Origin of the sequence: Methylobacterium sp. FF17 (assembly GCF_025813715.1) — a bacterium.
Taxonomy (GTDB): domain Bacteria; phylum Pseudomonadota; class Alphaproteobacteria; order Rhizobiales; family Beijerinckiaceae; genus Methylobacterium; species Methylobacterium flocculans.
In genome coordinates this window covers 4,738,751-4,751,564 of the sequence record NZ_CP107532.1, presented here as the reverse complement: position 1 = coordinate 4,751,564, position 12,814 = coordinate 4,738,751, and the positions used below count along the sequence as shown (strand labels likewise).

General features: G+C 71.2%; 11 protein-coding genes. 7 read left to right on the top strand and 4 right to left on the bottom strand.

Annotated features, from left to right (window positions below):
• Positions 1 to 65: 65 nt before the first annotated feature.
• Positions 66 to 1,430 carry a 30S ribosomal protein S12 methylthiotransferase RimO gene (rimO, locus tag OF380_RS22755; RefSeq protein WP_264047868.1) on the bottom strand — a complete coding sequence of 455 codons (1,365 nt, stop codon included), beginning with the start codon at positions 1,428 to 1,430 and terminating at the stop codon, positions 66 to 68.
• Between the two features lie 240 nt (positions 1,431 to 1,670).
• On the opposite strand from rimO, the gene pabB reads away from it, so the two are divergent.
• The 4 genes from pabB to OF380_RS22735 are packed head-to-tail and all read left to right on the top strand — an operon-like array spanning position 1,671 to position 4,981.
• The gene (gene pabB, locus OF380_RS22750) at positions 1,671 to 3,155 is read left to right on the top strand and encodes an aminodeoxychorismate synthase component I (RefSeq protein WP_264047865.1); all 1,485 of its coding nucleotides are present in this window, start codon (positions 1,671 to 1,673) and stop codon (positions 3,153 to 3,155) included.
• The gene (locus OF380_RS22745) at positions 3,152 to 3,772 is read left to right on the top strand and encodes an anthranilate synthase component II (RefSeq protein ID WP_264047863.1); all 621 of its coding nucleotides are present in this window, start codon (positions 3,152 to 3,154) and stop codon (positions 3,770 to 3,772) included. Before pabB ends, OF380_RS22745 begins: the two co-directional genes overlap by 4 nt.
• Positions 3,759 to 4,583, top strand: a complete 825-nt coding sequence (locus OF380_RS22740) for an aminotransferase class IV (protein WP_264047861.1) — start codon at positions 3,759 to 3,761, stop codon at positions 4,581 to 4,583. The genes OF380_RS22745 and OF380_RS22740 overlap by 14 nt, the downstream gene beginning before the upstream one ends.
• A gap of 32 nt (positions 4,584 to 4,615) precedes the next feature.
• Positions 4,616 to 4,981 carry a DoxX family protein gene (locus tag OF380_RS22735; RefSeq protein ID WP_264051449.1) on the top strand — a complete coding sequence of 122 codons (366 nt, stop codon included), beginning with the start codon at positions 4,616 to 4,618 and terminating at the stop codon, positions 4,979 to 4,981.
• Here the strand turns inward: OF380_RS22735 and mazG are convergent.
• Positions 4,947 to 5,807, bottom strand: coding sequence for a nucleoside triphosphate pyrophosphohydrolase (mazG, locus tag OF380_RS22730; protein WP_264047860.1), 861 nt, complete (start codon positions 5,805 to 5,807; stop codon positions 4,947 to 4,949). The genes OF380_RS22735 and mazG overlap by 35 nt on opposite strands.
• Before the next feature lie 592 nt (positions 5,808 to 6,399).
• On the opposite strand from mazG, the gene OF380_RS22725 reads away from it, so the two are divergent.
• The 3 genes from OF380_RS22725 to OF380_RS22715 all read left to right on the top strand — a co-directional run bounded on the left by OF380_RS22725 (position 6,400) and on the right by OF380_RS22715 (position 10,349).
• Positions 6,400 to 7,494, top strand: a complete 1,095-nt coding sequence (locus OF380_RS22725; RefSeq protein WP_264051448.1) for a replication protein RepA — start codon at positions 6,400 to 6,402, stop codon at positions 7,492 to 7,494.
• A gap of 117 nt (positions 7,495 to 7,611) precedes the next feature.
• Positions 7,612 to 8,091, top strand: coding sequence for a hypothetical protein (locus tag OF380_RS22720; protein ID WP_264047858.1), 480 nt, complete (start codon positions 7,612 to 7,614; stop codon positions 8,089 to 8,091).
• A 572-nt stretch (positions 8,092 to 8,663) separates the two neighbouring features.
• A complete protein-coding gene (locus tag OF380_RS22715) occupies positions 8,664 to 10,349 on the top strand; it encodes a methyl-accepting chemotaxis protein (protein ID WP_264047857.1) in 1,686 nt (561 codons plus the stop codon).
• Between the two features lie 100 nt (positions 10,350 to 10,449).
• Here OF380_RS22715 and OF380_RS22710 read toward each other — a convergent pair whose 3' ends face one another.
• Both OF380_RS22710 and OF380_RS22705 read right to left on the bottom strand, forming a co-directional pair.
• Positions 10,450 to 12,273 carry a methanol/ethanol family PQQ-dependent dehydrogenase gene (locus tag OF380_RS22710; protein ID WP_264047856.1) on the bottom strand — a complete coding sequence of 608 codons (1,824 nt, stop codon included), beginning with the start codon at positions 12,271 to 12,273 and terminating at the stop codon, positions 10,450 to 10,452.
• A gap of 114 nt (positions 12,274 to 12,387) precedes the next feature.
• Positions 12,388 to 12,708 carry a GCG_CRPN prefix-to-repeats domain-containing protein gene (locus tag OF380_RS22705; RefSeq protein ID WP_264047854.1) on the bottom strand — a complete coding sequence of 107 codons (321 nt, stop codon included), beginning with the start codon at positions 12,706 to 12,708 and terminating at the stop codon, positions 12,388 to 12,390.
• Between the last annotated feature and the right edge of the window lie 106 nt (positions 12,709 to 12,814).

Below are 12,814 nucleotides of genomic sequence, written 5' to 3'. Positions count from 1 at the left end.
GGCGCTTCCCTGTCCGAGTCAGACGCGTTTCCCTCCCCCTTGCGGGGAGGAGAGTTCCCCGGGTCCTAGACCGCACTCCCATAGAGATCGTACGCGTCCGCGCGCTCGATCTTCACGGTCACGATGTCGCCGACCCGCAGGGGCCGGCGCGACGTGACGTGGACGTTGCCGTCGATCTCGGGGGCGTCGTACTTCGAGCGGCCCTTGGCGATGCCGCCCTCGGCCGCGTCGATGATCACGGGCAGGCGCTTGCCGATGCGGGCCTTCTGCAGGCGGGCGGAGACGCCCTGCTGCGCCTCCATGAAGCGGCGCTTGCGCTCGGCCTTGACCTCCGGCGGCACCGGATCGCCGAGGCCGTTGGCCACCGCGCCACCCACCGGCTCGAACTCGAAGCAGCCGACGCGCTCGAGCCTGGCTTCGCGAATCCAGGCCAGCAATTCCTCGAACTCGGCCTCGGTCTCGCCGGGGAAGCCCACGATGAAGGTGGAGCGGATGGCGAGGTCCGGGCAGATCTCGCGCCAGCGCCGGATGCGCTCCAACTGCTTCTCCTGGTTGCCGGGCCGGCGCATGCGCCTGAGCACGGACGGGCTGGCGTGCTGGAGCGGCATGTCGAGATACGGCAGCACCTTGCCCTCGGCCATCAGCGGGATGACCTCGTCCACGTGCGGGTAGGGGTAGACGTAGTGCATCCGCACCCAGGCCCCGAGTTCGCCGAGTTCGGCGGCGAGATCGTAGAACTTCGCCCGCACCTCCCGGTCGCGCCAGGGGCTCGACGCGTAGCGGATGTCGACCCCGTAGGCGGAGGTGTCCTGCGAGACCACCAGCAGTTCCTTGACGCCGGCCTTCACCAGTTTTTCCGCCTCGCGCAGCACGTCGCCCGCCGGCCGGCTGACGAGGTCGCCGCGCAAGCTCGGGATGATGCAGAAGGTGCAGCGGTTGTTGCAGCCCTCGGAAATCTTCAGGTACGCGTAGTGGCGCGGGGTGAGCTTCACCCCCTGCGGCGGCACGAGATCGAGGAACGGGTCGTGGGCCGGAGGCACCGCCTCGTGCACCGCCGCCACCACCGATTCGTAGGCCTGCGGCCCGGTGACCGCGAGCAGGTTCGGGTACTTTTCGCGGATCTCGTCCGGCTGGGCGCCCATGCAGCCCGTCACGATGACGCGGCCGTTCTCCGCCATGGCCTCGCCGATGGCCGAGAGCGATTCGGCCTTGGCCGAATCGAGGAAGCCGCAGGTGTTGACGATGACGACGTCCGCGCCGTCATGCCGCCGGGCGAGCTCGTAGCCCTCCGCGCGCAGGTGCGTGAGGATGCGCTCGGAATCCACCAGCGCCTTGGGGCAGCCCAGCGACACGAAGGAGATCTTGGGAGCCGCCTTGAGGGCCGCATCGGGCGCCGTCGGGACGGTGGGTAGCAGGGGCGATGCGGTCATGGAGGCTCGTCGGGCCGGACCGGAGACCGGAGGGGCCGTGGAATCGGGGGAGGGCGGGACAAAGAGGTTGACAGCCCTATAACGGGATTCGTGCCGTCAGGCGAGCCGCGCGGATCCGAGCCATGCGCGGATCGCGCTTTTGCCACGCCGTCGCGCATGCCACCTGAGCATGGTACCCGCAGGCCCGCTCCAGAACCCGACTCATGACCTTCGCCGCGTCCCCGACATCTTCGAGTCATCATGTGGATTGCTGACATCCCGTCCGTCGATGCCGTCGCGGCGGCCGAGGCCCTGGCCGCGCTGCCGGACCTCGCCTTCCTCGACAGCGCCATGCACCACGACACCCTGGGCCGGACCTCCACCCTGGCGGCGGACCCGTTCGGGCGCTTCCGCTGTCGCGATGGCGTCGCCACCCTCGACGGACGAAACCTGCCGGGCTCCGGTCTCGAGGCCCTGCGCGCCTGCCTCGCCCCCTATCGCACGGCGCGCGACCCCGACCTGCCGGACTTCGCGGGCGGGGCGATCGGCTACGTCGCCTACGATCTCGGCGCGGCGCTGGAGCGGGTGGCGCCCCCGGCCCGGCGGGCGGGTCTCTGCGACGACATCGCCTTCAACCTCTACGACACGGTGCTCAGCATCGACCACGCCACCGGGCGCTGCCGCCTCCTCGCCACCGGCTTTCCCGAGACCGACCCGGCCGCGCGCGAGGCCCGGGCCCGGGCCCGGCTGGCGCAGTTCACACGCCTGCTGGCCGAGGCCCGGCCGAGCCCCGCGCCGGCGGCGCAGGGGCCGCTCGAATGGCGCTCGAATTTTTCGCAGGCCGCCTACGAGGCGGCGGTGGAGCGGGTGCGCGCCTACATCCGGGCCGGCGACATCTACCAGGCCAACATCGCCCAGCGCTTCGAGGCCGACCTGCCCGAAGGGTTCGACCCGCTCAAGCTCTACCGGCGCCTGCGCGCCACGAACCCCTCGACCTTCGGCGCCTATCTCGACTTCGGCCCGCTGCGCATCGCCTCCAGCAGCCCCGAGCGCTTCCTCAAGCTCAGCGGGCGGGCCATCGAGACCCGGCCGATCAAGGGCACGGTGCGGCGCGTGGCCGACCCGGAAGCCGATGCGCGCCTGGGAGAGGCCCTCCAGGCCAACCCCAAGGAGCGGGCGGAGAACATCATGATCGTGGATCTGCTGCGCAACGACCTCTCGCGCATCTGCGAGCCCCACAGCGTGCGGGTGCCGGTCCTGTGCGGGCTCGAATCCTATGCGTCCGTCCACCATCTCGTCTCGGTGGTCACCGGAACCCTCAAACCCGGCCTCGACGCCCTCGACCTGATCGCCGCCACCTTCCCGGGCGGCTCGATCACCGGCGCGCCGAAGCTGCGCGCCATGGACATCATCACCGAGATCGAGGGGGATGCCCGCGAACTCTATTGCGGCGCCATCGGCGCGCTGGGGTTCGAGGGCGACCTCGACACCGCGATCGCCATCCGCACCGTGTTCATGGACGCGCGCACGGCCGTGCTCCAGGCGGGCGGGGGCGTCACCCTGCTCTCGGAGCCGGGGCCGGAATACGAGGAGACCCTGACCAAGGCCGCGCGGGTGTTCCAGGCCTTCGAGCCGGAAGCCTTCGTACCGGAAGCCTTCGTACCGGAAGCCTTCGTACCGGAAGCCTTCGAACCGGAAGCCTTCGAGCCCGACGCCCGCGGATCCGGGACGGGGAGGGCGCCGTGATCCTCGTCATCGACAATTACGACAGCTTCGTCTTCAACGTGGTGCGCTACTTCGAGGAGCTCGGCGAGACCGTGCAGGTGGCGCGCAACGACGCCCTCGATGTGGCGGGCATCCGGGCGCTCGCGCCGGAGGCCATCGTGATCTCCCCCGGCCCCTGCACCCCGGCGGAGGCCGGCATCTCGTTGCCGGCCATCCGCGAACTCTCCGGCGCAGTGCCGCTGCTCGGGGTCTGCCTCGGCCACCAGGCCATCGGCGCGGCCTTCGGCGGCCGGGTCGCGCGGGCGACGCGCCCCCTGCACGGGCAGGCGACGCCGGTCCGGCACGACGGGACCGGCCTGTTCACCGGCCTGCCCGATCCGATGCGGGTCGGGCGCTACCATTCCCTCATCGTGGCGCCGGAGCCCGGCATGGCCGAGCGCCTGCGCATCGACGCGGTCTCGACGGAGGGCGAGGTCATGGCCCTCTCGCACCGGAGCCACCCGACCTGGGGCGTGCAGTTCCACCCGGAATCCGTGCTCACCGAGGACGGCCACGCCCTGTTCGGCAACTTCCTGCGACTGGCGCGCGACTGGCGCACCGATCACGCGGCACCGGCCTCGACCGATGCTGTGGTTTGACGGACGCCTCACGCCGGGGCCGGTGCCCTTCGACCTCGCCGACCGGGGCCTGACGCTCGGCGACGGGGTGTTCGACACCGCGCTCGCCCGCCACGGCCGCATCCTGTTCGAGGCCGCCCACGTGGCGCGCCTCTCGGCGGCCACCGCGGCCCTCGGCTTTCCGGTTCCGCCCGAGCGCATCGCCACGGCCATGCGGGCCCTGGCGGCGGCGGAGGAAGGCCCGCTCGCGGCGATCCGCACCACCATCACGCGGGGCGCCGGACCGCGCGGCCTCGCGCCCCCCGCCGAGGCCCGGCCGCTGCTCTTCGCGCGCTCCGCCCCCGTGGCGCCGAGCCTGGCCTTCGCCCCCCTCACCCTCCACGCCACCGCGATCCGCCGCAACGAGACCTCCCCGGCCGCGAGCCTGAAGACGCTGGGCTACCTCGACGCGGTGCTGGCGGCGGGCGAGGCGCGGGCGGCCGGGTTCGACGAGGCCCTGTTCGGCAACACGAAGGGGCATGTGGCCTGCGCCGGCACGGCCAACCTGTTCGCGGTGATCGACGGCGTCCTCGTCACCCCGCCCCTCTCGGACGGCGTGCTGCCCGGCATCCTGCGCGCCGAGGTTCTCGCGCGCGCGCCGCGGCTCGGGCTGTCGAGCGCGGAACGGAGCTTCGATCTCGACGCGCTCCTGCGCGCCGAGGCGGTGTTCGCGACCAATTCCCTGCGGGGCCTGGCTCCCGTGACGGCGATCGGCGCGACCGCCTTCGCCAGCGCGGACCATTCCGGGGTCGCGGCCCTCGTGGCCGACCTGCGCGGGGCGATGGCCCCGTGAGGACGTCGCGGCTCCGGTGGCGCCTCCCGCTGATGGCCGCCTACGGCTTCATCGGCACCGTGCACCTGGCTGCCCCCGACGCCTTCCTGCCGATCATCCCGGACTGGGTGCCGGCGCCCCGCCTCACCGTGATCGTCACGGGCCTGTGCGAACTCGCCGGCGTGCTCGGCCTCGCCTTCGCGCCCACCCGGCGCTGGGCCGGGATCGGGCTCGCGCTCTACGCGGTCTGCGTCTTCCCGGCCAATCTCAAGCACGCCTTCGAAGGCATCGCCGTGCCGGGCCTGCCCGACAGCTGGTGGTATCACGGCCCGCGGCTGGCGTTTCAGCCCGTCTTCGTCTGGTGGGCGCTCTATGCCGCGCGGGTCATCGACTGGCCCCGCCCGTCTCGGACAACTTGACCGCCCGCCAGGCGGCCTCCATCGCGTCGAGGTCGCTGTCGGCGAGGCCGCGCCCCTCCGCCGCCAGGGTCGCCGCCATGGCGTCGAAGCGCCGGGTGAACTTCATATTCCCCTCTCGTAGGGAATATTCCGGATCGATCCCGAGATGCCGGGCGAGGTTGGCCACCGAGAACAGCAGGTCGCCGATCTCTTCCGCCACCGCCGTCGGGGTGCCGTTCGCCATCGCGTCGGCGACCTCGTCGATCTCCTCGCGCACCTTCAGCACCACCTGATCGGGATCGGGCCAGTCGAAGCCGTAGGTCGCGGCCTTGGCCGAGATCTTCTGGGCGCGGGTCAGGGCGGGCAGGGCGAGGGGAATGCCGGCGAGCGGCCCCGCCTCGGCCGGGGGCTTCGCCCGGCGCTCCTCCGCCTTGATCGCCTCCCACTGCGCCGCCACCGCCTCGGGCTCGCGCCGGGGGGAGCCGGCGGGCAGGAGCGCGCCGTCCGGCGCGAAGACGTGCGGGTGGCGCCGCACCATCTTCTCCACCACCGCGCGGACCACGTCCGGGAAGGCGAAGAGCCCGGCCTCCTCGGCGATGCGCGCGTGGAAGACCACCTGGAGCAGCAGGTCGCCGAGTTCGTCGCGCAGGTCCGCCACGTCGCCCCGCGCGATGGCGTCAGCCACCTCGTAGGCTTCCTCCACCGTGTAGGGGCTGATGCTGGCGAAATCCTGCGCCACGTCCCAGGGGCAGCCGACCTCCGGGTCCCGCAGGGTCGCCATCAGAGCCAGCAGATCCTCGATCCTCACCACGTCGCTCCGCGTCCCGTCCCTCGATGATGGTTCCATAGCCGATCGTGGGACGGGCCGTGAGGCTGGGGACGAATGCGGGAGAAGCGGTGCCTAATTCCCGAAATTCCCTTCAAAAAGCCTTGGCCGGGGGTGTGTTCGTTCTTCCGAACGGACCCCCGGACCCTTAGGAAAGGTATCAGTAAGAGATTCTCAGAGAGTCATTTCTGAGAGTTATATGGGGGCGGCGAAACCCCAATCTTTCCAGTGTCCTGCGGGGTGGTTGCGTATCGAACTCTGCGTGGATCCGTATCGAACTCTGCGTGCGCCCGTATCGGATTCGGCGTCGGCGGCCGGCCCCGGCGCATCGGATTCTGCGTCCAGCCGTATCGGGTTCGGCGTGGATAAGGCTCCGCGCCGGTGAACTCTGGGGACAGGGCGGGATTCGACCCCGTATCGAACTCTGCGCGGGGCGCCGTCGCCCACCCGCGCCCGGGCGGTTTTCGCGAGGTGCGGCCGGTGGATAGCCGGGATGACCGCGCCCGGAGGCGCCGTCGCCCGAGACTCGGCGGCGGGGAATCGGGCATGGTCGCGGCGCGGCCCGATCCGGGGATCGGCCGCATCTGGGCACGCGAGGGTCATCACCGGGATCATGGGGATCGAGGACGTAGTGGCGGGTATCCGCGATGCCGATCTCCTCGCCGAGGTGGAGGCCGCGCGGGGCAGCTTCCTGTTCGCCACCATCGCGAACACCATCCTGCACCGGCAGCGGGCCCGGGACGCGGAGGCCGCGGCGCGGGGCGCCGTCGTCGGCCGGCGCCAGGCCATGGGCCGCGATCAGCGCCGGCGCGACGCCGTGCGCGAGGTCATCGAGAACGAGCCCACCGGCCCGGAGAACCTGCAGCACATCCATTCCGTGCTGGCGCTCTGCGGGCTGCCCTATCGCGACCCCGGCGACGCCCGCGAGTTCTTTCGCGAATATGGCCGCAATTCCCTGAGCCTGCTGGCCGGGCGCCTGAAGAACCCCGCCACCGGCGAGATGGAGTTCCAGGGCCTGCCCTACGGGCCCAAGGCCCGCCTCGTGCTCCTGCACCTCTGCACCGAGGCCGTGCGCCAGCGCAGCCCCACCATCGCGGTGGCCGACAGCCTGTCGGGCTTCATGAAGGAGATGGGCTTCGCCGTGACCGGCGGCGAGCGCGGCACCATCCGGCAGTTCAAGGAGCAGCTCGCGCGGCTCGCCGCCTGCACCCTGCAGATCGGCCTCTGGGACGGGGCGGGCAGCGCCAGCACCCTCAACGTGCCGCCCTTCCGCCAGCTCGACCTCTGGCTGCCCCAGGGGGCCGACGGGGTGGTCTGGCAGAAGAGCGTGCAGTTCCACCAGGATTTCTACGACAACCTGATCCAGCACGCCCTGCCGGTGGACATCCGCGCGGCCCGCGCCTTCTCGGGCTCGGCGCGCAAGCTCGACCTCCTGTTCTGGGTCGGCTACCGGCTGCGCGCCCTGCAGCGGCCCTTACGCCTCACCTGGGACAACCTGCACAAGCAGTTCGGGGCCGACAATGCCAGCATCCGCAGCTTCCGGCAGGCCTTCAAGGCGGATCTGGCCCACCTGCAGGAGGTGTTCCCGAAGCTGCCGATCCGCCTCGACGACAACGGCATGCTGCTCCAGCCCGCCGACCCGAGCACCCTGATGATCCCCCCGCGCGGGGCCAAGCTGCCGCGTCGGGCCGCCGCCGTGTCCGGCTGACGGTATATTCCTTCGATTAGAAGGAATAAATCGCGGAAGATGCCTTGCTGCGGCGCCGACCCCATGGAATATCGGACGGAATAATCGCCCGATCCAGACACCGTCCGTGGGGGTGCCGTGTTCCTGTCCGAAATCGAGGCCGAGGCGGCCCTGCGCGACCTGCGCCGCCGCCGGGACGAGCTCGACCGCGCCATCGCCGAGCACCAGCTCTATCTCGAGCTCGGCCGGCGCCTGGGCCGGGCCGCCCCAATGCCGGAAGCCCCGTCCGGGCCTGAGCCCGAGACCCCGCCCGCCGCCCTGGGGCCGCTGCCCGGCCCCGCCGAACCCGCCCGGGCGGGCGAGGATCTCGTGGCGGCGCGCCGGCACGGGCGCGCCCTCGTGGCGGCGGCGGTCAACCTGCTGCACGAGGCCGGCCGGCCGCTCCATGCGGGCGAGATCCTGCAGGGCCTCACGGCCCTCGGCTTCGAACTTCCCGGCCACGATCCGGTGGCGGCCCTCAACACCCGCCTGTGGAAGCGCTCGGGGCCCGGCGGTCCCCTGAAGCGCCTCGGCGAGGCGGTCTACGCCCCGGTGGAGGAGGACGAGGATCCGGATTGAGGCCTGCCGTTCGGGCCGTCCCGGACGGTCCGGCACGGGGTCTCGACGGCCCCCGGCCCATCGGTCGGATCCCGTGAGGGCCGGCGGACGGCGGCCGCCTCTCCGTCGCGCGGGTCGGCCCCGATCCGGCCGGTCTCGTCACGGTTCCAGGCGTCCCGCCCCTCTCCGGGGAGGCCGGCCGCAGGCGGAGGCGGGCCGTCCGGAGCCGCCGCCGGCGTCAGGCTCGAGACAACCTGCGGTGGGGAAGGACGGCGTGCCGCCGGAGGGGAGGCGAGGGGCTTTCGGGGGACGGGCCCGGGCTATCCGCACCTGCGAGAACCGCTCTCGGAATGGCCGGATTGCAACGGATGCGGCGATGCTCCATCCGCGCGGGCGGCAGGCGCCTCACACCAGTCTTGGCCGGGCCATCCACCAGAAAGAGCGAGGATAGCCGTGTGATCTCCGCTTTGGATTCGGGATAAATTGGCAGAGGTACAGCCTTATAGGGGAGGTACTGGTTTTATCAATAATTTAATCGATCATTTCTACAGATATGTTGTCAAATTCGGCGATCCCGGCGGGAGTCTGATGAAATGAAACTCGGAAATATCAAAATTATCCATAAGATCCTGGCGGTAATTTCTCTCATGGGCGTGATCGTCGGCGGCCTCGTCTGGTATGGGCAGTCGCGCATGACAGCAATCGACGACGCCTACAGCCTGTTCATCCTGCGGGAAACGCGTGCGATTGCCAGTCTGCGCCGGGTCAATCGACTCGTTGTCGAGCTCAATTACAACGTGTACAGACTGGTCGCTGAGACGGACGAAAAGCAGATGGACAGCGCTTCCGCGCAGTTCGACGCCACCGCCACGACACTCAGGGCCCTGATCAAGACCATTCCGGAGAAGGCACCCACCTTCGCCGCGCGGCTGTCCGATCAATCGGCCCAGGTCGAGACCTATCTCCACCAGATCACCGAGGTCCGGAACCTGGCGCGCAGGAACCAGAACGCCGAGGCCCTGGATCTGGTCCACGTCAGGATCGACCCGATCTTCACGCGTCTGACCCAATCCGGTGCCGACATGGCCGAAGATCTCGAGAAATTCGTGGCCAATGCCTCCGACGATCTGACCCGGCAGACCGATGCGACGCGCTTGGCCCTGATCGTGACGGGTGCGCTGGGCGTCGCTCTCGGGATGATCGTGGCGATCGCCGTGGGCATGGTCGGCATCACCCGCCCGATCGCGCGCCTGACGGGCATCATGGCCCGGTTGGCCTCGGGCGATGTCACCACCGAGATCGCACTCCAGGATCGCCGTGACGAAGTCGGGTCGATGGCGGGCGCCGTGCAGGTGTTCAAGGACGGCATGATCCAGGCCCGCGCCGTGGAAGCCGAGACGCTCCAGGCGCGCCTGGCGGCGGAGGAGCAGCGCAAGCTCGGCATGCGTCAGATGGCGGACGCCTTCGAGGCGGCGGTCAGCGGAATCGTCGACCGGGTGTCGTCCTCGGCCACCGCGTTGCAGACGACGGCCCAGGCCATGAGCGCCACCGCCACCGAGACCGCGAACCAGTCCACCACCGTGGCCGCCGCCGCCGAGGAGGCCGCCGTCAACGTCAGCACCGTGGCGGCCGCCGCCGAGGAACTCGGGGTTTCGGTCCAGGAGATCGGCCGCCAGGTGAGCGGATCGGCCGACCTCGCGCAGCACGCCGTCGTGGAGGCCGACCAGACCGGCGCCCTCGTCCAGACCCTGAGCCAGGCCGCCAGCCGCATCGGCGACGTCGTCGGCCTGATCTCGAACATCGCGAACCAGACGAACCTGCTGGCGCTCAACGCCACCATCGAGGCGGCGCGCGCCGGCGAAGCCGGGCGCGGCTTCGCGGTGGTGGCCACGGAGGTGAAGGAACTGGCGAGCCAGACCGCGCGGGCGACCAGCGAGATCTCCGAGCAGATCACGCAGATGCAGGGGGCTACCGGTCAGGCCGTCTCGGCCATCGCCGTGATCACCGCGCGCATCCGCGACATCGACGCCGTGGCCACGACCATCGCGGCGGCGGTGGAGGAGCAGGGGGCGGCCACCCAGGAGATCGTCCGCAACGTGTCCCAGGCCGCGACGGGCACCGGCGAGGTGACGGGCAACATCGCGGGCGTGGCCAGCGCCGCCGAGGAGACCGGAGCGGCTGCCAACCTCGTCCTGGCCTCCGCGTCGGAACTCTCGCGGGACTCCGTGCACCTCAACACCGAGGTCGTGCGGTTCCTGGCGATGGTCCGGGCCGCCTGAGGCCATCGCGGACGGCCGAAGCGTCGTGGGGCGCGCCGGGTCGAGGCCCGGCCGCCCCCGGTCGCTGCGTCGGGAGGCGGGACCTATCGCCAGTCAAGCCTCACTCGGGCAGGGCGAACACGGTGAGCTGGCCCCCGAGCGCGGTGTAGCGGGAGAGGGCGGCGTAGCCGCCGACCGCGCCGGCGCCGTCGTTGGGATCGGTGAGGCCCGCCGCCAGGCCGATCCCGGCCCAGCCGCCGACCCCCGAGAGCACGGCGACGTATTGCCGGCCCCGATGCGTGTAGGTGGTGACGTTGCCGACGATGCCGGACGGCGTCTTGAACCGGTAGCGTTCGCGGCCCGAGCGCGCGTCGACGGCCTTCAGATAGCCCTCGAGGGTTCCGTAGAACACCACGTCCCCGGCGGTGGCGAGCACCCCGGACCAGACCGAGAACGGCTCGGGGATCGACCAGGCGATGCCCCCCTTCACCCCGTCCCAGGCGGTCAGGGTGCCGGTGCGGGGATCGTCCGGGGCCGGGCGCAGGCTCACGGTGGCGCCGACATAGGGCAGGCCGGGCGTGTAGGAGACCCGGAAGGGCTCATAATCCATGCAGATGTGGTTGGTCGGCACGTAGAACAGCCGTGTGCGCGGCGAGTAGGCGGCCGGCTGCTGGTTCTTGGCCCCGATGGCGCCGGGGCAGATGCCCGTGGTGGTCTCGTCCTCGCCGGTGGCCTCGGGCGCGTAGCGCGGGTCGAGCACCGGGCGGCCGTAGCCCGGCGAGGCCCGGTCGAGGTCCACATGGCTGGCCCAGTTCACCGCGCGGTCGAATTTCCGGGCGGCCAGGAGTTCGCCGGTGGCGCGATCCAGCGTGTAGGCGAAGCCGTTGCGGTCGAAATGGGTGAGGAGCGGGCGGGTGACGCCGTCGACCGCCTGGTCGGTGAGGATCATCTCGTTGACGCCGTCGTAGTCCCACTGGTCGTGGGGCGTCATCTGGTAGAGCCAGCGGGCGATCCCCGTGTCGGGATCGCGGGCCACGATCGAGGCCGACCAGCGGTTGTCGCCGGGGCGCTGCGCCGGGTTCCAGGTCGAGGGGTTGCCGGTGCCGTAATAGACGAGGTCGAGGGCCGCGTCGTAGGCGAACCAGCCCCAGGCGCAGGCGCCGCCGGTCCGCCACTGGTCGCCCTCCCAGCTCTTCAGCGAGGAATCCCGGCCGATGGGCCTGCCGAGGGACGTGGTCCGCTCGGGGTCGACCCGCATCTCCGCATCGGTGCCCGTCGCGGTGGCGCGCCAGAGCCGGGCCCCGCTCCGCGCGTCGTAGGCGGTGACGTGGCACTGCACCCCGAACTCGCCCCCCGACAGGCCGACCAGGACCTTGCCCTTCACCGGCAGGACGGCGGCGGTGTTGGTCTCGCCCCGGGCCGGGTCGCCGTTGCGCACCGACCAGTTCACCCGGCCGGTCTTCGCGTCGAGGGAGACCAGGGTGGTGTCGGCGAGCTGCAGGAGGAGGGCGCCGTCCGCATAGGCGAGGCCGCGATGGACCGTGTCGCAGCACAGGAGGGCCTGGACGCCCGGGTCCTGCTTCGGTTCGTAGCGCCACAGGATGCGGCCCTCGTGGTCGAGGTCCAGGGCGGTGACGGTGTTGGGGAAGGGCGTGTGGACGTACATCACCCCGTCGACCACCAGGGGGGCGCCCTCGTGGCCGCGCAAGGCCCCGGTGGAGAAGGTCCAGGCGACCTGGAGGCGGCCGACATTGTCGGCGGTGATCCGGTCGAGGGCGGAGTAGCGGGTGTTGGCGGCGTCGAGGGTGGGCAGCACCGGCTCGGCCCGGGCCGGCCCGGGCCCGCCCGCCAGGATCCCGAAGAAGACCAGGATACCCAAGAGGCCGGAGAGGCCGAAAAGACCGAAGGGGCCGAAGAGACGACCGGGCAGGAGGTTGGCGCGCATGGGGGCTCCCCGTCGCGGCATTCGCGGAGGGGCCCGCTCCTAGTCCTTCCGGCCCCGTCCGGCGCCGACACCAAATGACGCGGGCGGCGCGGGGCCGCCCGGTCCGGTCCGATCCTAGAAGTACGGCCCGTAGAGCGGGCGCGGGCGGTAATAGCCGTGGCGCGGCCCGTAGAACGGGGGCGGTCCATAGAAGGGACGCGGTCCGTAGAAGGGCCTGGGCCCGTAGAAGGCGCGGGGGCCGTAGACGGGGCGGCCCATCGGCCGGCAATAGCCGAACCGGTTCGGAATGAAGCCGGGGCCGCACCCATAGGCGACGGTCTCGACGGCCGCGCCCGCCAGGGGCTGGGCCGGAGCGATCGGTGCGGCGTGGGCGGCGGGGGCGAGGCTGACGCCGCCGGCGACGGCGAGGGCCGCCACGAGCGATTTCACGGGCATGGAACCATGACCTTCTGCTGATGTCCGAATCCGGCCTCGCGGGCCGGACCCCCGAAACCTGCCAGGGGCGTCCTGAACATCCGCTGACAGGGAACGGCCGGATCGC